At 60.5% G+C, this 24838-nt stretch carries 26 protein-coding genes; 12 read left to right on the top strand and 14 right to left on the bottom strand.

Annotated elements, in window-relative coordinates; all coding sequences use genetic code 11:
- Positions 1-175 precede the first annotated feature (175 nt).
- Positions 176-1597, top strand: a complete 1422-nt coding sequence (gene leuC, locus KGB27_RS24725) for a 3-isopropylmalate dehydratase large subunit (RefSeq protein WP_223556674.1) — start codon at positions 176-178, stop codon at positions 1595-1597.
- Positions 1594-2205 carry a 3-isopropylmalate dehydratase small subunit gene (gene leuD, locus KGB27_RS24720; protein ID WP_223556672.1) on the top strand — a complete coding sequence of 204 codons (612 nt, stop codon included), beginning with the start codon at positions 1594-1596 and terminating at the stop codon, positions 2203-2205. The genes leuC and leuD overlap by 4 nt, the downstream gene beginning before the upstream one ends.
- Before the next feature lie 95 nt (positions 2206-2300).
- On the opposite strand, the gene KGB27_RS24715 is transcribed toward leuD, so the two are convergent.
- The 4 genes from KGB27_RS24715 to KGB27_RS24700 form a co-directional block, all read right to left on the bottom strand.
- On the bottom strand, positions 2301-3251 hold the full coding sequence (locus tag KGB27_RS24715; protein WP_192227835.1) for a LysR substrate-binding domain-containing protein: 951 nt from the start codon (positions 3249-3251) through the stop codon (positions 2301-2303).
- 21 nt (positions 3252-3272) lie between these two features.
- A complete protein-coding gene (gene dctA / locus KGB27_RS24710) occupies positions 3273-4580 on the bottom strand; it encodes a C4-dicarboxylate transporter DctA (protein WP_032829031.1) in 1308 nt (435 codons plus the stop codon).
- Positions 4581-4677: 97 nt separating this feature from the next.
- Positions 4678-5553, bottom strand: a complete 876-nt coding sequence (locus KGB27_RS24705) for an alpha/beta fold hydrolase (protein WP_223556670.1) — start codon at positions 5551-5553, stop codon at positions 4678-4680.
- A gap of 200 nt (positions 5554-5753) precedes the next feature.
- Positions 5754-6212, bottom strand: coding sequence for a VOC family protein (locus KGB27_RS24700; RefSeq protein ID WP_223556668.1), 459 nt, complete (start codon positions 6210-6212; stop codon positions 5754-5756).
- Positions 6213-6479: 267 nt separating this feature from the next.
- On the opposite strand from KGB27_RS24700, the gene KGB27_RS24695 reads away from it, so the two are divergent.
- The 3 genes from KGB27_RS24695 to KGB27_RS24685 all read left to right on the top strand — a co-directional run bounded on the left by KGB27_RS24695 (position 6480) and on the right by KGB27_RS24685 (position 9208).
- Positions 6480-7694, top strand: a complete 1215-nt coding sequence (locus KGB27_RS24695) for an SfnB family sulfur acquisition oxidoreductase (RefSeq protein ID WP_008032626.1) — start codon at positions 6480-6482, stop codon at positions 7692-7694.
- Positions 7695-7696: 2 nt separating this feature from the next.
- The gene (locus KGB27_RS24690) at positions 7697-8362 is read left to right on the top strand and encodes a methionine ABC transporter permease (RefSeq protein ID WP_008032624.1); all 666 of its coding nucleotides are present in this window, start codon (positions 7697-7699) and stop codon (positions 8360-8362) included.
- 75 nt (positions 8363-8437) lie between these two features.
- Positions 8438-9208, top strand: coding sequence for a MetQ/NlpA family ABC transporter substrate-binding protein (locus tag KGB27_RS24685; protein WP_008032622.1), 771 nt, complete (start codon positions 8438-8440; stop codon positions 9206-9208).
- A gap of 101 nt (positions 9209-9309) precedes the next feature.
- Here the strand turns inward: KGB27_RS24685 and soxR are convergent, their stop codons facing one another.
- Complete coding sequence (gene soxR / locus KGB27_RS24680) at positions 9310-9777, bottom strand: redox-sensitive transcriptional activator SoxR (protein ID WP_223556665.1); 468 nt, start codon at positions 9775-9777, stop codon at positions 9310-9312.
- Between the two features lie 95 nt (positions 9778-9872).
- On the opposite strand from soxR, the gene KGB27_RS24675 reads away from it, so the two are divergent.
- Positions 9873-10244: an antibiotic biosynthesis monooxygenase gene (locus KGB27_RS24675; protein WP_223556663.1), complete on the top strand. Its 372-nt coding sequence runs from the start codon at positions 9873-9875 to the stop codon at positions 10242-10244.
- Here the strand turns inward: KGB27_RS24675 and KGB27_RS24670 are convergent.
- The 4 genes from KGB27_RS24670 to msuE form a co-directional block, all read right to left on the bottom strand.
- Positions 10241-11344 (bottom strand): sigma-54 interaction domain-containing protein, encoded by a 1104-nt coding sequence (locus KGB27_RS24670; protein WP_008032617.1) that lies wholly within the window; start codon positions 11342-11344, stop codon positions 10241-10243. The genes KGB27_RS24675 and KGB27_RS24670 overlap by 4 nt on opposite strands.
- A 21-nt stretch (positions 11345-11365) precedes the next feature.
- Positions 11366-12553, bottom strand: a complete 1188-nt coding sequence (locus KGB27_RS24665) for an acyl-CoA dehydrogenase family protein (protein ID WP_032829030.1) — start codon at positions 12551-12553, stop codon at positions 11366-11368.
- 136 nt (positions 12554-12689) lie between these two features.
- Positions 12690-13835, bottom strand: coding sequence for an FMNH2-dependent alkanesulfonate monooxygenase (gene ssuD, locus KGB27_RS24660; protein ID WP_008032614.1), 1146 nt, complete (start codon positions 13833-13835; stop codon positions 12690-12692).
- Positions 13836-13845: 10 nt separating this feature from the next.
- Positions 13846-14409: an FMN reductase gene (msuE, locus tag KGB27_RS24655; protein ID WP_008032612.1), complete on the bottom strand. Its 564-nt coding sequence runs from the start codon at positions 14407-14409 to the stop codon at positions 13846-13848.
- A 482-nt stretch (positions 14410-14891) separates the two neighbouring features.
- On the opposite strand from msuE, the gene KGB27_RS24650 reads away from it, so the two are divergent.
- The 4 genes from KGB27_RS24650 (at position 14892) to KGB27_RS24635 (ending at position 19066) form a co-directional block, all read left to right on the top strand.
- Entirely contained in the window at positions 14892-15161 is a 270-nt protein-coding gene (locus tag KGB27_RS24650; RefSeq protein ID WP_008032610.1) for a hypothetical protein, read from the top strand.
- 98 nt (positions 15162-15259) lie between these two features.
- The gene (locus KGB27_RS24645) at positions 15260-15874 is read left to right on the top strand and encodes a LysE family translocator (RefSeq protein WP_008032608.1); all 615 of its coding nucleotides are present in this window, start codon (positions 15260-15262) and stop codon (positions 15872-15874) included.
- A 161-nt stretch (positions 15875-16035) separates the two neighbouring features.
- On the top strand, positions 16036-17193 hold the full coding sequence (locus KGB27_RS24640) for a cysteine desulfurase family protein (RefSeq protein WP_223556661.1): 1158 nt from the start codon (positions 16036-16038) through the stop codon (positions 17191-17193).
- A gap of 64 nt (positions 17194-17257) precedes the next feature.
- Positions 17258-19066 (top strand): aminopeptidase P family protein, encoded by a 1809-nt coding sequence (locus KGB27_RS24635; RefSeq protein WP_223556659.1) that lies wholly within the window; start codon positions 17258-17260, stop codon positions 19064-19066.
- Here the strand turns inward: KGB27_RS24635 and KGB27_RS24630 are convergent.
- The gene (locus KGB27_RS24630; protein WP_223556657.1) at positions 19059-19967 is read right to left on the bottom strand and encodes a LysR family transcriptional regulator; all 909 of its coding nucleotides are present in this window, start codon (positions 19965-19967) and stop codon (positions 19059-19061) included. The two genes, KGB27_RS24635 and KGB27_RS24630, sit on opposite strands and share 8 nt — an antisense overlap.
- 117 nt (positions 19968-20084) lie before the next feature.
- Here KGB27_RS24630 and KGB27_RS24625 point away from each other — a divergent pair, with 117 nt between their 5' ends.
- Positions 20085-21083: a zinc-dependent alcohol dehydrogenase family protein gene (locus tag KGB27_RS24625; protein ID WP_223556655.1), complete on the top strand. Its 999-nt coding sequence runs from the start codon at positions 20085-20087 to the stop codon at positions 21081-21083.
- Here the strand turns inward: KGB27_RS24625 and KGB27_RS24620 are convergent.
- Positions 21080-21670, bottom strand: a complete 591-nt coding sequence (locus KGB27_RS24620; RefSeq protein WP_008032600.1) for a 2-hydroxychromene-2-carboxylate isomerase — start codon at positions 21668-21670, stop codon at positions 21080-21082. The genes KGB27_RS24625 and KGB27_RS24620 overlap by 4 nt on opposite strands.
- 37 nt (positions 21671-21707) lie before the next feature.
- On the bottom strand, positions 21708-22436 hold the full coding sequence (locus KGB27_RS24615) for an SDR family oxidoreductase (RefSeq protein ID WP_008032599.1): 729 nt from the start codon (positions 22434-22436) through the stop codon (positions 21708-21710).
- A gap of 94 nt (positions 22437-22530) precedes the next feature.
- Here KGB27_RS24615 and KGB27_RS24610 point away from each other — a divergent pair, with 94 nt between their 5' ends.
- On the top strand, positions 22531-23091 hold the full coding sequence (locus KGB27_RS24610; RefSeq protein ID WP_223556676.1) for a TetR/AcrR family transcriptional regulator: 561 nt from the start codon (positions 22531-22533) through the stop codon (positions 23089-23091).
- 9 nt (positions 23092-23100) lie between these two features.
- Here the strand turns inward: KGB27_RS24610 and KGB27_RS24605 are convergent, their stop codons facing one another.
- Both KGB27_RS24605 and rhtA read right to left on the bottom strand, forming a co-directional pair.
- Positions 23101-23382, bottom strand: a complete 282-nt coding sequence (locus KGB27_RS24605; RefSeq protein WP_008043007.1) for a hypothetical protein — start codon at positions 23380-23382, stop codon at positions 23101-23103.
- A gap of 169 nt (positions 23383-23551) precedes the next feature.
- The gene (rhtA, locus tag KGB27_RS24600; protein ID WP_008043004.1) at positions 23552-24439 is read right to left on the bottom strand and encodes a threonine/homoserine exporter RhtA; all 888 of its coding nucleotides are present in this window, start codon (positions 24437-24439) and stop codon (positions 23552-23554) included.
- Positions 24440-24838: the final 399 nt, after the last annotated feature.

The following is a 24838-nucleotide window of genomic DNA, read 5'->3' as shown; positions in this document are numbered from 1 at the left end:
ACACACCGCTATCGCGAGCAGGCTCACTCCTACAGGGGGTTTGTATTCACATGGCCGTCCTGATCCAACACGAACCATGTTCCAAGGGATCACTCTCCGGCCATTGATGGGGCCGGGCGACTGCCTAAGATGGGGCGCAGACGCCTGAAACCCGCGAGCCTGAGCGAATATCCCCATGACTTCAGCAAGAACCCTTTACGACAAACACATCGATTCCCACACGGTGTGTCGCCTCGATGACCAGGGCCATGTCCTGTTGTACATCGACCGTCAGGTCATCAACGAATACACCAGCCCCCAGGCCTTCAGCGGTTTGCGCGAAGCCAAGCGCGGGGTCTGGCGCCCCGGCACCGCGCTGGCGGTGGTCGATCACGTCAACCCCACGGCACCCAACCGCATTGCGGCGATGCCGGACGCCGGCGGTGCGCGGCAAGTGTCGTACCTGGCGGAAAACTGCCGGGACTTCGGCATCGAATTGCTCGACATCCTCGACAAACGCCAGGGCATTGAGCACGTGATCGCTCCCGAACAGGGGTTCATCCTGCCGGGCATGGTGATCGCCGCAGGCGACAGCCACACCACGACTTATGGCGCCCTCGGTGCGTTCGGTTTCGGTATCGGCACGTCGGAGATCGAACACCTGCTGGCGTCCCAGACCCTGGTCTACAAACGCTTGAAAACCCTGCGCGTGACGGTGGACGGTGAGCTGGCGCCGGGGCTGACGTCCAAGGACGTGATCATGGCGCTGATCGGCCGGATCGGCGCGTCCGGAGCCACGGGCTACGCCATCGAGTTTCGCGGTTCGACCATCGATGCGCTGAGCGTCGAAGCGCGCATGACCATCTGCAACATGGCAGTGGAGGCGGGCGCTCGGGGTGCGTTCATGGCGCCGGACGACAAAGTGTTCGCCTACCTCAAGGACAAACCCCGCGCGCCCAAAGGTGCGCTGTGGGAGCAAGCGGTGCAGAAATGGCGAGCCTTGCACAGCGATGCCGACGCACTGTTCGACCGTGAAGTGTCGCTGGACGCCAGCGCGCTGGAGCCGATGGTCACCTGGGGCACCAGCCCGGATCAGGCCTCGCCGATCGGCGCCCGCGTCCCGGACCCGCAAGACATCAGCGACCTGATCCTGCGCCAGGACATGCGCCGCGCCCTGACTTACATGGGCCTCGAAGCGGGCATGCCGCTGAGCGACATCGTCATTAGCCACGCGTTTATCGGCTCCTGCACCAACGCCCGTATCGAAGACTTGCGCGACGCCGCCAGCGTGGTGCGCGGCAAACGCGTCGCCGAACACGTGCGGGCGATGATCGTGCCGGGCTCCACCGAAGTGCGCGATCAAGCCGAAGCCGAAGGCCTGGCGACGATTTTTATCGACGCCGGTTTCGAGTGGCGCCAGTCCGGGTGCTCGATGTGCCTGGCGATGAACGACGACGTGCTGGCGCCGGGCGACCGCTGCGCCTCCAGCACCAACCGCAATTTCGAAGGCCGCCAGGGCGCCGGTGCCCGTACGCACCTGATGAGCCCGGCGATGGTCGCTGCGGCGGCGATCACTGGCCGCTTGACCGACATCCGTCACTTTGGAGACCGCGCATGAGCCTGCAACCCTTCACTCAAGTCAGCGGCAAAGCCGCGCCAATGCTCGCGGCCAACATCGACACCGACGTGATCATGCCCAAGCAGTTTCTCAAGGGCATTGACCGTTCCGGGCTGGATCGGGGTTTGTTTTTTGATCTGCGTTTTTTGCCTGACGGCCAGCCCAACCCGGCGTTCGTGCTCAATCAACCGGCCTGGCAGGGCGCGAGTTTCATGGTGGTCGGGCCGAATTTCGGCTGCGGGTCGAGCCGTGAACATGCGGTCTGGGGTTTAAAGCAGATGGGCATCCGCGCGCTGATCGGCAGCAGTTTTGCGGGGATTTTTTATGACAACTGCCAGCGTAACGGGGTGCTGCTGATTACGCTGGATGAGCCCGTGTTGCAGCGGCTCGGGCAAGTGGTCAGTCAGCCGGAGACGGCGCTGATCAGCGTTGATCTGGAAACGCAGCAGATCCGTCTTCAAGGGGAGGTCATCCCTTTCGAAATCGACACCCTGCGCAAAACCGCGCTGGTGCTGGGCCTCGACGCCATCGGCAGCACCTTGCAGCGCAGCGAACAAATCAAAGCCTTCGAACACCAACACCTGACCGCCAACCCCTGGCTAAGCTGAAATCGCCTTCGCGGGCAAGCCTCGCTCCTACAGGTCAGCGCGAACTTTGTAGGAGCGAGGCTTGCCCGCGAAGAGGCCCGCCCATACACCGCAAATCAAACCGACAACCCTTTGAAATGCTCCTGCAAAAACTCCACACACGCGCGCAACTTCCCCGAGTACGCCAGCCGCGTCGGGTACACCGCCCAGACATTGGCGCTCTGGGTGTATCCGGGCAGCACCTGCACCAATCGCCCCTGCTCCAGCAACGGCTTCACATCCCACAGTGACCGCAACAACACCCCGCGCCCATCCAGTGCCCACTGCAAGACAATCTCGCCGTTATTGGACGACAACGGTCCGCTGACCCGCACACTTTCCTGGGCCCCGTCGTGCTCCAGGTTCCAGATGCCGAAGGCGTTGTCGCGCTCCTTGATCACCAGGCAATGATGCTGCTCCAGATCGCCCAGCGTCTGCGGCGTGCCGTGGCGTTGCAGATAACCGGGCGCCGCGCACAACACCCGTCGATTGCTCACCAGCCGCCGGCCGATGTGCTGGCCGGGGATGTCATCGCCGACACGGATCTCCAGGTCGAACCCTTCGCTGACGATGTCCACCACCCGATCAAACAGGTCGAGGCGAATCTCCAGGTCCGGGTAACGTTCGGCCAGCAGTGACAGGGCCGGCGCCACGTGATTGCGCCCGAAGCCGAAACTGCTGCACAAATGCAGACGCCCGCGAGGGCTGTCGTGGGCGTCGGAGAGTTCGTCGTGCAGTTGCTGGAAATCATCGAGAATCCGCAACGCCCAGCGCTGCACGCGCTCACCGTCCTCTGTCAGGGCGATGCGGCGGCTGGTGCGGTGCAGCAGGCGCGTGCCGAGGGTGGTTTCGAGAATCTGGATACGTTTGCTGACGTAGGCGGGCGACAGGCCCAGTTCATCCGCTGCGGCGGCGAAACCGCTTTTACGAATGACGGTAAGTAATACACGCAGGTCTTCGGGCAGGGGCACGGTGTCTTTCTTGGTGGTCATGACAGAACGGGCACTGGCGGCATGAGCCGCCAGCATAGCATCGGTGTGAACGCCGACTTACTCAGCAGACAGCTTGGCCGCCGCCGCTGCCGCCCGAGCGTGGCGCCCGCGTTTGAGGGCGATCGGCGCCATCTTGCTGCGGTCCAGTTCACCTTCCCAGGCGGCCACCACCAGCGCTGCAACGGCGTTGCCGATGATGTTGGTCAGGGATCGGCATTCGGCCATGAAACGGTCGACACCGAGGATCAGCACCATCGCCGCCACCGGCACGGTCGGCACTACGGCCAGGCTCGCCGCCAGCGCCACGAACCCCGCACCGACCACCGCACCCGCGCCTTTGGAGGTGAGCATCGCCACCGCCAGCAAGGTCAGTTGCTGCTCCAGGCTCAAGTCAATGTTGGTCGCCTGGGCCAAAAACAGCACCGCCAGCGTCATGTAAATGTTGGTGCCGTCCAGGTTGAAGGTGTAGCCGGTCGGCACGACAATCCCCACCACGCCTTTGGAGGCGCCCAGGCTTTCGAGTTTCTGGATCAACTGCGGCAGTGCCGATTCCGAAGAGCTGGTGCCAAGCACGATCAACAGTTCAGCCTTGATGTACGCCAGCAGCTTGAAAATGCTGAAGCCGGCATAACGGGCAATGCTGCCGAGCACGCACGCAATGAAAATCAGCGCGGTCAGGTAGAACGTGCCGATCAGCTTCAACAGCGGCAGCAACGAGCCGAGGCCGTACTTGCCGATGGTGAACGCAATCGCGCCAAACGCCCCGATCGGCGCGACGCGGCTGATGATGCCGACGATGCGGAAGAACACTTCGCTGGCCTGATTGATCACGTTCACCAGTGGCCGGCCCTTTTCACCGACCATCACCAGCGCAATGCCGAACAGCACCGAGACGAACAGCACGGGCAGGATTTCACCCTTGGAGAAGGCATCAAAAAAAGTCGTCGGAATCACGTGCAGCAAAAAACCGGTGATGCCTTCGCCGTGTTCGGCCTGACCGACAAAACCGGCAATCGCCGACGAATCCAGCGTCTTCACATCAATGTTGAACCCCGCGCCCGGATGCAGCGCATGCGCCGCCAGCAGGCCGATCAACAGCGCAAGGCTGGAGACGATTTCGAAGTACAGCAGCGCCTTGCCACCGACCCGGCCGACCTGTTTCACGTCGTGCATGCTGGTGATTCCAGAGACCACTGTGCAGAAGATGATCGGGCCGATGATCATCTTGATCAGCTTGATGAAACCGTCACCCAACGGCTTGAGGTCGATGCCGATCTGCGGCCAGAAATGGCCGATCACAATGCCCAGCGCGATGGCGATGAGCACCTGCACGTAGAGGGTTCCCAGCAGTTTCTTGATGGTCATTTTTATTATCTCGAGACGGTTTTTGGGCATGACGATCCCGCACAGGCCAGTGACGGCCTGCGGCGGAAAGTGGATTCAGATCAGTACGGCGCGGCTGTCAGCGCAGGAAAGCCAGGACTTCGGCGAGCAGCAGCTCGGGGGCTTCTTCGGCGATGTAATGGCCGGCGGGCAGCGCTTTGCCGCGCACGTCGGTGGTCACGTGTTGCCATTCCTTGAGCGGTTCGAAGCAGCGCCCGACCGTGCCTTCGGCACCCCACAGCACCAGCAGCGGCAAGTTCAGATGACGGCCGGCGTCGATGTCGGCGCGGTCATGATCCAGATCGATGCTGGCGCTGGCCCGGTAGTCCTCGCAGATCCCGCGTGCGGTGCCCGGCTGTTTCAGGCAGCGCAGGTATTCGCCAAAGGCCTCGGCAGTGAACGGTTTGAGCCCGGCACTGCGACTGCCCATCACGCTGCGCAGATAGGATTCGGGATCGGCCTCGATCAGGGTTTCCGGCAACGGAGCGGGGCGGATCAGGAAGAACCAGTGCCAATAGGCGCGGGCAAAGGCTTCATTGGTTTGCGTGTACATCGACAGCGTCGGCGCGATGTCGAGCAACACCATGCGTTGCACGGCCTGCGGATGATCCAGCGCCAGGCGATGGGCAACCCGGGCGCCACGGTCGTGTGCGAGCACCGAGAACTGTTCGAAGCCCAGGGACTTCATCAGCTCGATGCTGTCCTTGGCCATTTCCCGTTTGGAGTAGTTAGTGTGATGGTCGTTGGCCTGCGGTTTACCGCTGTCGCCGTAACCGCGCAGGTCGGCGGCGACTACGGTGAAGTGCGCGGCCAGTTGTTCGGCAACCTTGTGCCAGATGACGTGGGTCTGCGGGTGACCGTGCAGCAACAGCAGGCCCGGCCCGCTGCCGCCGATGCGGTAGGCAATGTCCACACCGTTGACGTGGCGCTGGTCTTTGAGGAATCCGGCGAACATGGGATGACTCCTTGTTGTAGTTGCCTGCATCCTGAAATTGTTCGGCGACTACGGCAAGGCGCAAAGCGTGGTGCGCTTGTTCATGAAGTGTGTTGTCTCGGAGGCCGCCTTCGCGGGCAAGCCTCGCTCCTACAAAAGCACAACCGGACCTGTAGGAGCGAGGCTTGCCCGCGAAGAGGCCGGATCAAGCACTGAAAATCTCAACCCTGCTGAAACATCTCCTTGGCCCGCTGCTCAATCTGAGCCTGGGTCAAATCTTCCTTACGCGTGGCCAGAAACCACAAATGCCCATACGGATCTTTCAACGTTCCCGAACGGTCGCCGTAAAACTGATCCTTGACCTCGGACACCACCGTGGCGCCCGCCGCAATCGCCTGTTTGTAGGACTTGTCCACATCATTCACATACAGGTGCAAGCCCACGGACGGTGACGTGTCCGGATTGCTCAACGGCCCCTGATCACACGGCGTGCCGAGCATGATCGGGCAGTCGCCGATGCGCAGTTCGGCGTGGCCGATGCTGCCGTCGGGCATGGACAGACGCATGACTTCGGTCGCGCCGAAGGCTTTCTTGTAGAAGTCGATGGCTTCGGCCGCTTTTTGAATGCCCAGATAAGGGGTGATGCTGTGATAACCCTCTGGAATGGGTTTGACGCTCATGGCTATTCTCCCTGTCTATTGTTGAATTGAAGGTAGTCCTTCGCCGGTTTCCGACCGGATAACTATAGGCCAGCACCTTTTACGCATCCGAGTGCCCGACGAGCAGCAGCGCCACTGTTCGGCCATAAACAGTGAAGCAGCAGAATGCTCGGGTTTCTCACTGAATAGCCGTTGAAAACCCCCGAAACTGCCCGAAAACACTGGCCCTGGCGGTCAGGCACAGAAGCTGCAATGTCCTCCGGTAAACACTGTTGCCGAGAGACTTGTATGCCTGAATCTGCCGTTTATCCGATCAACCCGCCGGCCGCCCATCGGATCGCCGATGAAGCCGAAGCCTTGCGCGTGGCCGAGCGCGTCGCTGCGGTCTTGCTGGAGCAAGACGCCGAGCGCGACCGTACGCGCCAGGTGCCCGCCGAGATCGTCGACCTGTATTCCAACAGTGGCTTGTGGGGCATCAGCGTGCCAAAGGAATTTGGTGGCGCGCAGGTGTCCTACGCGGTGCTGGCGCAGGTCATCGCAATCATCTCGGCGGCCGATCCGTCCCTGGGGCAGATCCCGCAAAACCACTATTGCCTGCTGGAAGACATCCGCCTGCAAGGCACGCCCGAGCAGCAGGCACATTTTTTCGGCCTGGCGCTGCAAGGTCATCGCTTTGCCAATGCGCTGTCGGAAACCGGCGGCAAAAACGTGCAGGACATTCAGGCGACCATTCGCCGTTACGGCGACGGGCATGTGATCAACGGCCGCAAGGGTTATTGCACCGGTTCGCTCTACGCCCACTGGCTGGCGGTGCTGGCGCTGGATGAAGAGCAGAGGGGCCAGTTGTCCTTCGTCGAACGCGGCACCCCAGGGCTGGTGATCGTCGACGACTGGGACAGCATCGGTCAGCGCACCACCTCCAGCGGCACGGTGCTGGCCGAGGACCTGCACGTCCCGGCGTTCAACGTGTTCCCGACGTATCGCTCCTATGAAAGCCCGACGCTGGCCGGCCCGTTCGCGCAATTGACCACCGCCGCCATCGACGCCGGCATTGCCCGCGCAGCGCTGCGTGACACTATCGCGTTCGTGCAGCAGTTCGCCCGGCCGTGGATCGATGCGGGTGTGGAAAAGGCCAGTGAAGATCCGCTGACCATCATTCAGGTCGGTGGCCTGGAGATTCGCCTGGAAGCTGCCGAAGCCTTGCTGGAACGCGCCGGTTGGGCGCTGGATGCGGCGCGCCCGGCACCCGACGAAGACAACGTCGCCCGAGCGTCCCTCGCGGTGGCCAAAGCCAAAGTGCTGACCACCGAAATCGCCATCGAAGCCACCAACAAACTGTTCGAACTCGGCGGCACCCGTTCGACCCTGAAGAAGCACAACTTCGACCGGCACTGGCGCAATGCACGGGTGCACACCCTGCATGACCCGGTGCGCTGGAAATACCACGTGGTCGGCAACTGGCTGCTCAACGGCGTCAAACCGCCGCGTCACGACTGGTCCTGATCATGGCCGAATGGTTCAAGAACATTTACTGGGCCGACATCGGCCAGGCCTGTCTCGACACCTTGAGCATGCTTGGCGCCGCCCTCGGTTTTACCGTGCTGCTGGGGTTGCCGCTGGGGGTGGTGCTGTTCCTCACCGGCAAGCGCCAGTTGCACGAAGCCATCGGCGTTTACCGGGTGTTGTCGGTGATCGTGAACATGCTGCGTTCGCTGCCGTTCATCATTTTGCTGATTGTGTTGATTCCGCTGACAACGCTGCTGGTCGGCACTTCGCTGGGCGTGCCGGGGACCATTCCGCCGCTGGTGGTTGGCTGCACGCCGTTCTTCGCGCGGCTGGTGGAAACCGCCTTGCGCGAAGTCGATCGCGGCGTCGTGGAAGCGACCCAGGCCATGGGCGGCACCACCTGGCAAATCATCCGCCACACCTTGTTGCCTGAGGCTCGTGGCGGGTTGCTGGCGGCGGTCACTGTCACCGCAATCGTGCTGGTGGATTACACGGCGATGGCCGGGGTGATTGGCGGCGGTGGCCTGGGCGACCTGGCGATCCGCTACGGCTACCAGCGATTCCAGACCGACGTGATGGTGGTCACCGTGGTGCTTTTGCTGATCCTGGTCCAGGCCCTGCAAATGACCGGCGACCGATTGGTGGCGCGCTACAGCCGACGATAAACATTCGACTCAACAAAAAAACTCAGGCCTTACGTCCGCCCCACGACGGCCACTCAATCTGCCTAGGAGCACAACATGAAAAAGACCCTGGCCATTCTGGCTGCCCTTGTGTCGTTGAGCGTTCACGCCAACGAAAAACTCACCGTCGGCGCCACGCCGGTGCCGCACGCGGAGATCCTCGAGTTCGTCAAACCCACCCTGGCCAAGGAAGGCGTGGACCTGGACATCAAGGTCTTCACTGACTTCATCCAGCCCAACCAGCAGCTTGCACTGAAGAACCTCGACGCCAACTATTACCAGTACCGGCCGTTTCTCGATGACTACAACAAGACCCGTCACACCGATCTGGTGCCGGTGGTCGGTGTGCACATCGAACCGTTCGGGGCCTATTCGACCAAGATCAAAAACATCGCCGAACTGAAGGATGGCGCCACGGTTTCCATCCCCAACGACCCGGTGAACACTGGCCGCGCACTGGTGCTGCTGCACGAGGCCGGGCTGATCAAACTCAAGGACCCGAGCAACACCCTGGCGACTCAGCGCGACATCGCCGAAAACCCGAAGCATTTGAAGATTCGTGAACTGGAAGGTGCGTTGCTGGCGCGTTCGGTGAGTCAGGTGGACCTGGCGTTTGTGTTCGCCAACTACGCTCTGGAAGCGGGGATCGACACCAACAGCGCGTTGATCGTCGAGAAGGGCAAGAGCCTGTACATCGAATTCCTGGTGGCCCGCCCGGACAACATCAACGACCCGGGTTTGCAGAAACTGGCCAAGGCGTTGAATTCCGATGAAGTGCGGCAGTTCATCTTGACCCGCTACAAAGGGCAGATTGCGCCGGGCTTCTGATCTCTAGCCATTCTTGAGGACGTCTTCGCGGGCAAGCCTCGCTCCTACAGGTACGGCGGTGCTTTTGTAGGAGCGAGGCTTGCCCGCGAATGGCGCGCCGCCTATTCCGGATCAACCCCTGATTCCAACAGCTGCGCCCCTGGCCCCCGATCCCCCAACACATCACCAAAATTACGCAACGGACACGCCTCCATCGACAAACACCCACAGCCAATACAGCCATTGAGTGTGTCCCGCAGCAACGTCAGCTGATTGATTCGCTCATCCAGCTCCCGGCGCCATTGCGCCGACAACACCTTCCAGTCCGTCGCCGTCGGCGCGCGGTTATCCGGCAGGGTTTTCAACGCCTCGCCAATCTCCGCCAGCGGAATCCCCAAGCGCTGCGCCACTTTGATCAACGCCACCCGCCGCAACACTTCACGCGGATAGCGCCGCTGGTTGCCCTGATTGCGCGTGCTTTTGATCAAACCCCTGGCTTCATAAAAATGCAGCGCCGTGACCGCCACGCCGCTGCGGGCGGCGACCTGGCCGACGGTGAGCTCTTTATGCAGTTGTTGCGAGGTGATCATGTGAAAAATGTCCCTTGACCTCTAGTTAACTCGAGGTTTTACCCTGCAGGCCTTCGGATCGCAAGATCCGGCTTAAACGTCAGTGGGGACTCTTCATGCAAGCGCCAGAGAAAAATCGCAGCTTCACCCAATTGATCGAATTCGAGATCGAACCCCATCAACAGTCCGCCCTGGTGTCGGCGCTGTCGTTACAGACCGAACGCCTGGCTCAGCGTTACAGCGGTTTTCTCAGTGCGAGCATCCAGGCCAGCGACGATGGCCGGCGGGTGCTCAATTATCTGCAATGGCAATGGCAATCGCGGGAGGCGGGGGAAGCCGCGTTTCAGAGTTTTGAAAGCGGCGAGCAGGATTTCTGGCAATTGATCCGCGCCCATCAGGCGAAAACCGTGACGTTCGGCTCGTTCCAGGTGCTGCACAGCCTGGAACGCAGCCACGACAACGCGCTGCACTGCAATTTAGTGGGCTAAATCGACAGCTGCATCAAGCGCTCGCCCTGCACGTTTTCCGTGGGCCGGCGCTTGTTCACCGCCAGCTCACCGATCTTGATCAGGCGCGTGCGTGTGACGTTGCGGCTCAAGCCCAGCAGCGCGGCGGTGTGCACCTGGTTGTAATGGCTGAAACGGTAAGCCGCGCGCAGCAAGGCGTCCTCGACTTTCTCGTGCAGCGCACCGGCCTGTTCCTCGAACAGCTTTTGAAACGCGCGGTCGAGCAAGGCTTCCGGTGAATCGTCGAGCTGGCTGTGATAGTCGTCCTGACGCTCGATGCGCATGTTCGACAGACGCAGGTCATCGCGCTCGATCACGCCGTTACGGCAGATCAGCAAGGTGTGGTGAATGACGTTTTCCAGTTCGCGGATGTTGCCCGGCCAACTGTAACTGCGCAGTTTCAGTTCGGCTTCCTTGCTGATGGTGATGGTGCCGTAGCCGAGGCGCTGACTGTAGGCTTCGACGAAGTGACGGGTCAGCGGCAGGATGTCGCCGGGGCGATCACGCAGCGGGCTCAGTTCCAGGCTGACCACGTCGAGGCGGTAATACAGGTCCTCGCGGAAATGCCCGGCGTTGATGGCTTTTTCCAGTTGCACGTTGGTCGCCGCCAGCACGCGCACGTTGATTGGAATGCTCTTGCGCGAACCCAGGCGCACCACTTCGCGCTCCTGCAACACCCGCAGCAACTTCACCTGAATCGCCATCGGCAGATCACCGATTTCATCGAGGAACAAGGTGCCGCCGTCGGCCTCTTCGAACCAGCCGGCCTTGGCGCTCAAGGCTCCGGTGAACGCGCCTTTTTCGTGGCCGAACAACTCGGCCTCGACCAGGGATTCGGAGAACGCGCCGCAGTTCACCGCCACAAACGGGCGGTTGCGTCGGGCGCTGAGGTTGTGGATATGCCGCGCCACCAGCTCCTTGCCGGTGCCGGTTTCGCCGATGATCAGCACGCTGGCTTCACTCGGCGCGACCTGTTGCAAATGCGCGAGCAAGGCCTGGGATTTCGGGTCTTCGAACACTTGCGCGGTGGCGCGGATCGACGTGGCCAGGGCGGGCGAGGGCGGTAAGGTCAGCAGTTGCATGGGGCAGGCTCCATGAGAAGGCTATGAATAGAAAGTCGGAATCGGCAGGGACTGGTTCAACGCCCAGTCGCCCAGTTCATGGAGTTTGTAATCCACCGGGTCGTGCAGGGTTTGCGTGCGCAGGTTGCGCCAGTGGCGGTCCAGCCGCAGCGAGGCGTGAGTCGAGCGCGCACCGGTTACTTCGAACAGCCGGCTACAGAGTTCGAGGCCGTTGCGCGTGGCGGCGACCTTGGCCGTGGCAATCGCGGTGGCGAGGTGTCCACGTTCTTCGGCGCTGAGGTTAGGGCCTTTCGCCCAGGCCTTGTCGAGCAGGTCGGCGGCGCGTTCCACCAGCAAACGAACGCCTTCGAGCGCGACCCAGAATTCGCCGTAATGGCCGAGCACATACGGGTCCTGACGCACATCCTGAGCGCTGGATTTATGCCATGGGCGGGTTTCGGTGAGGGTGTATTGCCGCGCCTCTTCAAAGGCACCTTCGGCGATGCCGAGGAACATGTGCGTAAAAGTAAGCTGCGCGATCAATGGCCGCAGGCAGGCGAACGGTGTGCTCAGCGGACCCGGGTCGAGCAGCAATTCCGACTCTTCGACCCGCACCCGTTCGAACGAAGCGCTGCCGCTGTCGGTCTGGCGCTGGCCCATGTTGTTCCAGTCGTTGTGCAGAGTGATGCCGCTGCGGCCGCTGGGGATGGCCGCGATCAACAGCTTGCCGCCGGCGCTTTCATCCACTGCCGAGGCGATCAGCATTTCCGAATCGCTGGCGCCGGAGCAGAAACTTTTCTTGCCGGAAAACTCGCGCCAGCCACCGAGTTTTTTCACTACGGTGCGGGTATCGAGCGGATTGAGGGCATTGCCCCAGAACCAGTTCTTGCGCGCGGTCTGTTCGAACCACGGCTGCCACTGCTCGGGTCGGGCGAACAGGCGCACGGTGGCGAGCATCAGGTGATGAAAACCGAAGACGTGGGCAATCGAACTGTCGACCTTGGCGAACTCGCGCACGATGGTCAGGGTTTCACTCCAGCTGGCGCCGAGGCCGCCGTACTGGGTGGGAATGCTCAACGCGAGCAGACCGCTTTGGCGCAAGGCGTCACGCTCGGCTTTCGGCGTACCGCCACGTTCGTCGCGCTCGACCGCGGTCAAGGCAAACTCGGCGGCCAATTGGCGGGCGGTTTGCAGGGGGGATAACAGGGCGCTTAGCGGCTTGGCAGTCACGCGGGGTTCCTCAATAAATTCAACACCGTCCCCTGTAGGAGCGAGGCTTGCCCGCGAAGAACGATGACGCGATGCATCGGATAGACCGCAGCGCTTTCTTCGCGGGCAAGCCTCGCTCCTACAGGTAGTAGGTGGGTCAGGCCGTGGCTTTGGCGGGCAGCACATCATTGGCGATCATTTCGCCAAACGGCCCGGTGAGGTTGGTCACGCCACGCCCCGCCAGGCTTGCGTACGGTTCAGGCAACAGCGGGAACACCAGCTCGGCAAAGCGATACGCCTCTTCAAGGTGCGGATAACCGGAGAAGATAAAGCTCTCGATCCCCAGGTCCGCGTATTCCTTGATCCGCGCCGCCACTTGCTGCGGGTCACCCACCAGCGCCGTGCCGGCACCGCCGCGCACCAGGCCGACACCGGCCCACAGGTTGGGGGCGATTTCCAGGTTGTCGCGACGTCCGTCATGCAGCGCCGCCATGCGCCGCTGGCCTTCGGAGTCAAAGCGCGAGAACGACTTTTGCGCGGCGGCGATGGTCTCGTCGCTGATGTGTTCGATCAGTTTGTCGGCGGCTTTCCACGCCTCTTCGGCCGTCTCGCGAACGATCACGTGCAAGCGAATCCCGAACTTCACCGTGCGCCCGTTGCGTGCTGCACGCTCACGCACATCGGCGAGTTTTTCCGCGACGGCGGCCGGTGGTTCGCCCCAGGTCAGGTAGACATCGACCTGCTCGGCGGCGAGTTCATGGGCGGCTTCGGACGAACCACCGAAGTACAGCGGCGGATAGGGTTTCTGCACCGGCGGATAAAGGGCCTTGGCGTTTTGCACTTGCAGGTGTTTGCCTTCGAAGTCCACCGCTTCGCCTTGCAGCACGCGACGCCAGATCTGCAGGAATTCGTCGGTGACTTCATAACGTTCGCTGTGGTCGAGGAAGATCCCGTCGCCACGGTTTTCGTCCGGGTCGCCACCGGTGACCACGTTGATCAGCAAGCGGCCGTTGGACAGACGATCCAAAGTCGCGGCCATGCGCGCCGAGACGGTTGGCGAAATAATCCCCGGACGAATCGCCACCAGATAACGCAGGCGTTCGGTCAACGGCACCAGCGCCGAAGCGATGACCCAGGAATCCTCGCAGGAGCGCCCGGTGGGAATCAGCACGCCGTGGTAGCCGAGGCTATCGGCGGCCTGCGCGACTTGTTTCAGATAGTTGAGCGTCACCGGGCGAGCGCCCTGGGTGGTGCCCAGGTAATGGCCATCGCCGTGGGTCGGCAGAAACCAGAAAACATCCATGAAGAGATCCTTAAGCGATTTTCAGCAGATTTTTGGGGTGCACGCCGAACAACGGCGCGGCGCGTTCTGCAGCAAGACGAATGCGGGCCTTCAAGGGCTCACTGGTTATTTGGTAATTGGCGAAATCGGCTTCGGTGGCGTAGACGCCGATCGGCAAGGTCAGCGCCTGGAAGAAACTGAACAGCGGGCGCAACTGGTGATCGAGCACCAGCGCATGCCGTTCGCTGCCACCGGTGGCGGCGAGCAGCACCGGCGTATTGATCAGCGCGTTCAAGTCGATCAGGTCGAAGAGGTGTTTAAGCAGGCCAGGGTACGAACCGCGATAGACCGGCGCGGCGACGATCAGCAGGTCAGCGTTTTCGATGGCTTGCAGCTCGGCTTCGATGTCGGCGCTCAGTTCCTGGCGCGACAGGGCTGCGCCCAGTGGCCGGGCGATGTCGCCCAGTTCGATCAGCTTGCTCTCGATCGGCAATTGCCCGGCCAGTTCGGCCAACAGCGCTTGGGTCAGCACCAACGTACGGGACGGACGCCAGGTACCGCCGGAGAGGGCAACGACTTTCAATGGACGCGACATGATCAGTTCCTTTTTAAACAGTTGCTCAGCGAGCAGTGAGTAGTCACAGGGCTTGAGCAAGAGCTGTACCAATCCTTCGAGCCCACGATTTACGTGGCTTGCAGCGTATTGATGACTACGTGCTGTTCGATTTTAAGGACTGTTTGTTGAATGACTGTTGCCTGGCAAACAGTTGCGTGGGCAACAGTTGTGTAAGGCGATGGGGTTGTTATAAAGGCTGTTTGTTATTCCTCAAAAGATCATTGCAAGATATTTATAGATCATTAAGAAATATGCACATCCCTTGTAGGAGCCGGCTTGCCGGCGATGGCGGCCGCAAAAACACCGCAAGGTCCAAGGTCCTCATCGCCGGCAAGCTGGCTCCTACAAGGTGTGGTAATTCGGCTTCAATACCCACTATCGAGAGCGTTGATTTCTGCCCATCCAAAGGCGCGAGTAGCCTGTGTTCATTGCCCCGAACCCAGATGCCAGGACGCCAGACCATGAAACCTCTACTCGCCACTTTCCTGCTGCTCGCCGTCTCCGTTCTCGCCGGATGTGCCAGCCACGTATCCCCGGAACTGCGGCCCTACACCGCCGAGGAAACCCGTGAACTGGCACTGGAATCGCTGAATCGTCGCGGTTTGTCCTTCGATGAATACCACGCGAAAAAAGCTGAATTGCTCGGTCAGCCACAGAAATCCTTCAGCTTCGACAAACAAGGCGAAATGAACGCCGAGCGCACTGTTCAACTGCACGGTCGCCCAAGCTGAGCGACTGTACTGCTCGAAGTTTCACCCAACTGTCCATGGGTTTCCCGGCAGGCGTGCGATAGGGTCAATACCTGAATGACCCTGACGGACTGCCACCAATGACGCTCTCGCTCGATCTGCTGCTGGGTTTCGCCCTGTTCGCTCTCGTTACCTCGATCACCCCCGGCCCGAACAACACGATGTTGCTGGCATCGGGCGTGAACTTCGGCTTTAACCGCACCATCCCCCACATGCTTGGCATTACCTGCGGGTTCTTCGTCCTGGTGGTGGCGGTGGGTTTTGGTCTGGGTGCAGTGTTTCAAAGCTATCCGTTGCTCTACACCGTGCTGCGCTACGTTGGCGCGGCGTATTTGCTGTACCTGGCGTGGAAAATCGCGCATTCCGGTCCGGTATCCGACGGCGAGAACGGTGAAAGCAAACCGATCAGCTACCTCGGCGCGGCCGCATTCCAGTGGGTCAACCCCAAGGCCTGGATCATGGCCATCGGTGCCATCAGCACCTACACGCCGATGCAGGGCTATTTCACCAACGTCATCGTGATTGCGGCGGTTTTCGCCCTGATCAACCTGCCGAGCGTCGGCGTCTGGGCTGCGTGCGGCACGCTGCTGCGCAACGTGCTCAAGGACCGCCGCTGGTTGCGCGTGTTCAACTGGGGCATGGCCGCGTTGCTGGTGGTTTCGCTGTATCCGTTGATGCTGGAAAGCTTTAGCTGACGCATTGCTTCAACCGGTTGCCCGATGCCTGTTAAGCTCGACTTCAGGAGCGTTCCTACGCACTTTCAAGTGAAGTCGTACTTTCTTAACGCATCCGATCAGGTATTGCTGGCGCACGGGTTGCCAGCACCTGATCCCGGAACAAGCTCTGCGAGTCTTTTATGAATAAACGTCCGTTGTATTTCGACTACGCCGCCACCACGCCGGTGGACGAGCGGGTCATCAAGGTCATGGTCGAGTGTCTGGGGTTTGCCGGGAACTTCGGCAATCCTGCGTCCAGCTCCCATGCATTCGGCCAACAGGCCCGGCAATCGGTCGAGCAGGCGCGACAGCAAGTCGCCCAACTGGTGGGGGCGCAAGCCGACCAGATCGTCTGGACCTCCGGCGCCACCGAATCGAATAACCTCGCCCTCAAGGGCGTGGCCCAGGCTCGCGGGGTGTCCGGCGGGCACATCATCACCAGCCAGATCGAACACAAGGCGATTCTCGACACCGCAAGGCAATTGCAGGATGCCGGTGTTGCCGTGACGTATCTGGTGCCCGACGCGCAAGGTCTGATCACCCCGCAAGCGGTCAGCGAAGCGATGCGCGAAGACACCTTTCTGGTGTCGCTGATGCTGGTCAACAACGAGTTGGGCACGGTCAATGACATCGCGGGCATCGGCGAGGTCGTGCGGGCCCGCGAGGCGTTGTTCCATGTCGATGCGGCCCAGGGCGCGGGGAAAGTGGCCATCGACCTGGCGCGATTGCCGGTGGACCTGATGTCGTTTTCGGCGCACAAGATCTACGGTCCCAAAGGCATCGGCGCGCTGTATGTCGGGCCTCGCGCGCAACAGCGATTGCAGGCGCAGATTCACGGGGGCGGCCATGAAGGTGGCTTGCGTTCCGGGACCCTGGCGACTCACCAGATTGCCGCCATGGGCGTGGCGTTCGCCTTGGCCGCGCAACTGTTCGATGAAGAGAAAGCCACGATTGCGCGCCTGCGCGAGCGCTTGCTCGAACACCTGTCGGGCATTCCCGGCGTGCGCCTCAATGGCAGCGCGACCCAGCGCATCCCTCACACCTTGAGCCTGACCTTCAGTGAAGGCGAGTTCAACTCCGCGGCGTTGAGCGCATCGATTGCGTTTTCTGCGACCTCGGCCTGTAATTCCGCGAGCAATGCGCCGTCCCATGTGCTGCTGGCACTGGGGCATGACGCCCGTTCGGCGAGCCGCACCATTCGCTTGAGCCTGGGGCGTTTCACTACCGAGCAGGACATCGACCAGGCGGCACAACTGATTAAAGCGGCCTGCGCCAGTGCCCCGGCATTCTGGCAATAAGGCCTCAAGTGCCGACGTTGATCGGCACTCAACAATAATGATGAAGTGATTAGCAGGAGACATGATGAGTACGCAGCCTTCGATCAATGGATCGGTGCCCGAGCGCCTGGCGCACACCCGCGAGCTGATGAGCCGGGAGGGCATTCACGCCTTGCTGGTGCCGTCGGCCGATCCGCACCTGTCGGAATACCTGCCGGGCTACTGGCAAGGACGGCAATGGCTGTCGGGCTTTCATGGCTCGGTGGGCACGCTGATCGTCACGCCGGATTTCGCCGGTGTCTGGGCCGACAGCCGTTATTGGGAGCAAGCGACCAAGGAACTCAAAGGCAGCGGCATCGAACTGGTCAAGCTGCAACCGGGTCAACCCAGCCCGCTGGACTGGCTGGCCGAGCAAACCCCTGAAGGCGGCGTCGTCGCGGTAGACGGTGCGGTGATGGCCGTGGCCTCGGCACGTACGTTGGGTAGCAAACTCGAAGAGCGCGGCGCCCGTCTGCGCACCGACATCGATCTGTTGAGCGAAGTCTGGAGCGATCGCCCGACGCTGCCGAACGAGCCGGTCTATCAGCACCTGCCGCCTCAGGCGACGGTCAGCCGTGGCGAAAAACTCGCCAACCTGCGCGAGGTGTTGAAAGAGCGTGGCGCCGACTGGCATTTCATTGCCACCCTCGACGACATCGCCTGGCTGTTCAACCTGCGCGGCGGCGATGTGTCGTTCAACCCTGTGTTCGTCTCTTTCGCCTTGATCAGCCAACAACAGGCAACCCTGTTCGTGGCCTTGAGCAAAGTCAGCACCGAGCTGCGCGCGATCCTCGAAAAGGACGGCGTGACCCTGCGCGATTACAGCGAAGTGGCCGACGCCTTGCGCGCAGTGCCGAGCGGCGCGAGCCTGCAAGTCGATCCGGCACGCGTCACCGCCGGTTTGCTGGATAACCTGAACAGCGGCGTGAAACTGGTCGAAGGCCTGAACCCGACGACATTGGCCAAATCGCAGAAAAGCCTGGCCGATGCCGAGCACATCCGTCAGGCCATGGAGCAGGACGGCGCGGCGCTGTGCGAATTCTTCGCCTGGCTGGAGTCGGCGTGGGGCCGCGAACGCATCACCGAGCTGACCATCGACGAACACCTGACCGCCGCGCGCACGCGTCGTCCGGATTACGTGTCGCTGAGTTTCAACACCATTGCTGCGTTCAACGCCAACGGGGCGATGCCGCATTACCACGCGACCGAAGAAGAGCACGCGGTGATCGAGGGCGACGGTCTGTTGCTGATCGACTCCGGCGGCCAATACCTGGGCGGCACCACCGACATCACGCGGATGGTGCCGGTCGGTACGCCAACCGATGAGCAGAAGCGCGATTGCACACGTGTGCTCAAAGGCGTCATCGCATTGTCCCGTGCGCAATTCCCTAGGGGCATTTTGTCGCCGTTGCTGGACTCCATCGCCCGTGCGCCGATCTGGGCGGAAAACGTTGATTACGGTCACGGCACCGGGCACGGCGTCGGCTACTTCCTCAACGTTCACGAAGGCCCGCAAGTGATTGCCTATCAAGCTGTTGCTGCGCCGCAAACCGCGATGCAGCCGGGCATGATCACCTCTATCGAGCCGGGCACCTACCGTCCGGGTCGCTGGGGCGTGCGGATCGAGAATCTGGTGTTGAACCGTGAAGCGGGCAAGAGCGAATTCGGTGAGTTCCTGAAATTCGAAACCCTGACCTTGTGCCCGATCGACACGCGCTGCCTGGAGCCGTCGTTGCTGACTCAGGACGAAAAACAGTGGTTCAACGCGTATCACGCCGAAGTGCGCGAACGCTTGAGCCCGCTGGTCGACGGTGCAGCCCTTGAGTGGCTGAACACTCGAACCGCTGCTATCTGATCGGCTTGAGTTCAGGCGCTGCTTCCAGCGCCTGGCTCATGTAATCGACAAAGGCTTTGACCCTGGCGGATTGGCGACGATTCGCCGGGGACACGGCATGCATCGGCAGTGACTGCGCGGTGTAGTCCTGCAAAATCGCTGTCACTCGCCCGGCTTTCAAGTCTTCGCTGAACAGCCACACCGGCGACAACGCAATCCCCAGTCCCCCCAGCACCATCTCGCGGATTGCCTCCGAGTTGTTGCTTTGCGCATTGCCCTTGATCCGCACCTCGTGGCGTTGATTGTTTTTCTCGAAAACCCATAAATTCTGGCTGTTCAACAGATTGAACTGCAGGCAGTTGTGCCCGCCCAGTTCTGCCAGCGTGTGCGGTTGGCCGTGTTTTTTGAGGTAGGCGGACGCTGCGACAGTTACGCGGTGGGTGGTGCCGATGTGGCGGGCGATCAGGCCGCTGTCATTCAGTTCGCCGATTCTGAAGGTGACGTCCAGTCCTTCGCTGACCAGGTCCTGGTTTTGATCACTCAGTTGCAGGTCGATTTCTATACCGGGATGGCGCTCAAGGAATTGCGCCAGGCGCGGGGCAATCTGCAAACGCCCGAAGCTGACCGAGGACCCGATGCGCAGGTGACCGGCAATGCGCTCCTTGCCGGACTGGAAACTGTGCTCGGCCGCATCGACGGCCGCGAGGATTTGTCGACATTCGTTGTAGTACCGCTGGCCTTCATCCGTCAGGGAAAGCTGGCGGGTGCTGCGTGCAATCAGTTTTCCGCCCAGCCCGGTCTCCAGTGCCTTGAGCACTTTGCTGATGGTGGGCTGGCTGGTCTGCATCTCTCGGGCAACGGCAGAAAAGCTGCCGCGTTCGACGACCCTTACGAAGATCGCCATTGCATTGAGTTTGTCCACGGGGAGTTCTCATTGATGCCAGATAGGCATGGTCACTATAGCTATTTAGCGTCTTATCAGCATGAGTTGGTTGACCGAAGATTTATCCCACAGCCACCTCTGACGGAAATATGCGAAATGACTGACTCACTTGAAATGCGCGCTCTGATTGTCGACTCGGCCAACGCGCCGCTACGCTTGGCTTCCATTCAGCGGCCGGTGCCGGAAGCAGGGCAGGTATTGGTCCGGATCAAAGCCAGCGGGGTAAATCCACTGGACGGAAAAATCCGTTCGGGCCAGGCCGCCCACGCGCGTCAGTCATTGCCGGCTGTGTTGGGCATTGATCTGGCGGGAACCATCGAGGCGTTGGGGGAGGGGGGCAGTGGATGGCTGCCGGGCGATGAGGTTTATGCCATGGCCACCGGAATTGGCGGGGCGCAGGGTTCGTTGGCGGAGTACGCAGCAATCGATGCCAGACTGCTGGCGCGCAAGCCAGGCAATTTGAGTATGCGTGAGGCGGCGGGGTTGCCGTTGGTGTTGATTACGGCGTGGGAAGGGTTAGTGGACCGGGCGCGGGTGCGTGCGGGGCAGAAGGTGCTGATTCATGGTGGTGCGGGTGGTGTGGGGCATGTCGCGGTGCAAATAGCCCGCGCCTTCGGTGCCCAGGTGTTTGCCACCGGTTCTGCCAGGCATCAGGCAATCATCGAAGGCTTTGGTGCGACGTTTATCGACTATCGCCAGTCTTCGGTCGAGGAATATGTCGCGCAACACACGGATGGGGAGGGCTTCGATATTGTCTACGACACGGTGGGAGGTGAGACCCTGGATGCGTCATTCAAGGCTGTACGGGTATATCACGGTCATGTGTTGAGTTGCCTCGGTTGGGGGCAGCACAGTTTGGCGCCGCTCTCGTTTCGTGGCGCAACCTATTCCGGCGTGTTTACGTTATTGCCATTACTCACCGGCATGGGGCGCGATCGTCACGGGGAGATTCTTCGTGAGGCGGCTCGCTTGATCGAGGCGGGCAAGCTGAAGCCGTTGATAGATCCTCGGGCGTTCACTCTGCAAACCGCCGAGGCCGCCCATGAGCTGCTGGTTTGCGGATCGGCTCAGGGGCGGTTGGTCATCGAGATTTAACGCAGGGCTTCAATCACGAAGTCCAGTCGATCCTGGCCGAAGAACAGCTGGTTATCGATGAACATGCTGGGGGCGCCGAACACGCCGCGTTGCACCGCTTTCTCGGTGTTGTCCTTGAGCGCGGCCTTGACGTCTTCATCGGCGGTCAGGGCCAGCACTTCGTTGGGGTCAAAGCCGTTCTGCGTCAGCACTGAAGCGACGGTCGCCGGGTCATCGAGGCTGCGTCCCTCGACCCAAAGCGCTTTAAACAGGCAGTCGATGAATGCCTGGAAGCGTTCGGGATGGCGTAACTGCATGCCAGTGACGGCGCGCATCAGCATCAATGTATTAATGGGAAAGTGTGGATTGAACTTCAGTGGCACGCCATAACGTTTGGCGTAGCGGTCCAGGTCCTGAAACATATAAAGGCCCTTGGCCGGAATGGTCGCGGGGGATGCGTTGCCGGTGGCTTTGAAAACGCCGCCCAGCAGCATCGGGATGTAGACCAGTCGGCTGTCTGTCTGCTCGCAGATTTTCGGCAGTTGGGTATAGGCCAGGTAGGTGGCAGGGCTGCCGAGGTCGAAGTAGAACTCAACGGTTTTGCTCATGTTCAATGCGCTCTGTTTATTGTTATTGGGGGAGGGCTTACCAGCGTTCGCTCCAGGGGCGCAGGTCCAGTTCGAAGGTCCAGGCGTCACGGGGCTGGCTGTGCAGGTACCAGTAGTTCTCGGCGATGTGTTCGGGATTGAGGATGCCATCCTGATCCTTGGTGGCGTACTTCTCGGGAAAGGTGTCGCGGATAAAGTCGGTGTCGATAGCGCCGTCAACGACGACGTGGGCAACGTGAATATTCATCGGCCCCAGTTCGCGGGCCATGCTTTGAGCCAGTGCGCGAATGCCGTGCTTGGCACCGGCGAATGCTGCAAATCCGGCGGCACCCCGCAGACCGGCAGTCGCGCCGGTAAACAGAATCGTGCCCCGCTGACGCTTGGCCATGCGCTTGGCCACTTCACGGGCATTGAGAAAGCCTGAGAAACAGGCCATTTCCCAAATCTTGAAATACTTGCGAGCGGTTTCTTCGAGAATGCTGCACGGCACATTGGCGCCGATGTTGAACACAAACGCTTCGATAGGGCCGATCTGGCTTTCAATCTGCTCGACCAGCGCAATCACGTCCTCTTCCTTGCGCGCATCACAGGCAAACCCATGGGCTTCACCGCCCTCGGCCTTGATGGCGTCCACCAATGGCTGGAGTTTGTCCGCACTGCGCCGGGTGACACAGGCGACAAATCCTTCTTGAGCAAAACGTTTGGCAATAGCTCCACCAGTAGCATCACCGGCGCCGACAACCAGTACGACCTTCTTATTATTCATGGGGGGGGCTCTCTTTGCTAAACGATCGTTAACTAAACGAACGTTATGCTACGATTCGGCAGGCGTCAAGATGATCAATACAGAGGGCAAGGCAATGCGTTACTCGGCCAATCACAAACTGGAAACCAAACAGAAGCTGCTGGAAAGCAGTGCGTTGTCGGCGAAGAAGTCGGGTTTCGCAACAGTCGGTGTCGACGCCCTGATGAAGGCGATCGGCTTGAGTGGTGGGGCTTTCTACAGCCACTTTTCGTCGAAGGATGAGCTGTTCGCTTCAATTGTCGAGCGTGAGCTGGTTCAAAGTCTGGAACGATTGGGGGCGGATCAGGACCGTGACAGGCTCGAGCGCTGCCTGAAGCATTATTTGAGCATGTCCCATGTCGAACACCCGGAGTTGGGTTGCGCCTTGCCGGCATTGGGCGCCGAAATAGCCCGTTCAGACGTGTTGGTCCGGCAGCAGGCGGAGAACTGGATTTGTCGGCTACAAGAGAGTTGGGCGCGGATTCTGGAGAGCGACAGCCTGGCATGGGCGATTCTGTCGCAATGCATCGGTGCGTTGGTTGTGGCGCGAATGCTCGCCACCCCTGACATCCAGCGCACGGTACTGAAGTCCAGTTACGATGAAATCAGCCGTCAGATTGCCGGTCCACGGACCTGAAGAGACGGCCTATTTGCAGATGACGATCATGCTGCGGCTGGTATAGCCGGCCGGGTTGAGACCAAACGGATAATCGCCAGGTTCTTCCACGCCATCCCCTGATTTTGCGATGACCTTGTATCCCTTGGGCGCACAGGAGTTGGCTGCGCTGGTGTAGCACTTGTCCCAGGATGACGACAGCCCGGAACAGTTGATATGCAATCCTTTCTTGCCACGTTTGGTATGAGTTTCCGAAGTCGCCGCGCAGCCCGCAACTGCAAGTATGGCGATCAGTATCAAAATTCGTTTCATTGCTGTCCTTATAGCGTCCCCGGATCTTTGCGCCCGGGTCTGGCCGTGTTCGCTTTAGCTTGAAGCGTTCTTATATCCCTATCGTGAAAAATCCATGTCTGACACTGGGTTACGGGCCTAAACATGGCCTAATTGCGCGGTAAATACCAGACCTTCGTCAAATCCTGTATTAATCCGCGGCAACCGCAGGTTTGGCGGCACCGCCCATGGTCATGGTCGCGCCGACGGAAGCCAGAATGATGCAGATGATAGCCATCCACTGTGACAGTGAGAGGTATTCATGGAGGAACAACAGACCTGACAGGGCACCGATCGCAGGTTCAATACTCATCAGCGTGCCGAAGGTGCGGGCTGGCATTCGGGTCAGGGCGACCATTTCCAGCGTATAGGGTAGGGCAGTGGACAACAGGGCGACGCCGATCGCTATGGGGATCAGCGATGGCGTCAGCAGCGCGGCGCCGGCATGCACAATACCGATAGGCGCTACGAACAGTGCGGCAATCATGACGCCCAGTGCAGCAGTCTGTACGCCATTGTCTGCACCGGCCTTCTGGCCGAATAGAATGTACAACGCCCAGCAGACTCCGGCCCCCAAGGCATAACCCGCACCGACCAGATCGATACCGGCAGTCGTGGCTCCCGTGGGTATCAATAACAGCAACCCGATGGCGGCCAGTGCGATCCATAAAAAGTCGATCGCGCGACGTGAGGCATAAATAGCAACCGCCAGCGGCCCGGTGAACTCCAGCGCTACCGCGATTCCCAATGGGACTGTGCGCAGGGACATATAGAAGAGGAAGTTCATGCCGCCGAGTGCCATCCCGTAGACAATGACCGTGCGCAAGGATTTCGCGGTGAGCTTCGCACGCCATGGGCGCAGCAGTATCAGCATGATTACGCTGGCGAAAATCAACCGCAGGGTCGTTGTCCCCTGCGCACCGATAACCGGGAACATGCTTTTGGCCAGGGAGGCTCCGGACTGGATCGACGCCATGGCTATCAATAGCAGGCCAACCGAGAACAGGGTCGAGGCAAGGCTGCGGGGGTGGTCATTCATTGCGTGGCATCGTCCAAGGCAGGAAACGAACGTATTGTTCTAGTGTTGGGCAATATACTGCGCATTCAAGGTGTTCGCGTCTATATATAAGCAGTGATTTTGAGCATCCTGATAGAAAGGCTGAATTAGGGGTTGACGGCAGATTCTGAAAGTCTATAATTCGCCCCACTTCCGGCGCAGTCGAAACGGAAAACTCCTTGGTAAACAATGAGTTACGCAGTTTTCGACAGCGAGTTGCTTCAGGTCATCGAAGCCCAGAAGGAGTTGAAAGAGCGGTGTTGTTTGGCTCTTTTGACGATTCGATCTTCTCGGTCGAAAGCGGAGAAAAAGAGGTGTTGACAGCAGCGAGTAACGCTGTAGAATTCGCCTCCCGCTAACGAGAGATCGGAAGCGCAAGTG

The sequence above is a fragment of the Pseudomonas sp. BF-R-01 genome, from assembly GCF_019946615.1.
In the GTDB taxonomy this organism is placed as follows: domain Bacteria; phylum Pseudomonadota; class Gammaproteobacteria; order Pseudomonadales; family Pseudomonadaceae; genus Aquipseudomonas; species Aquipseudomonas migulae.
Note: the sequence above shows the minus strand (reverse complement) of the source record. Positions and strands in the feature narration are given on the sequence as shown.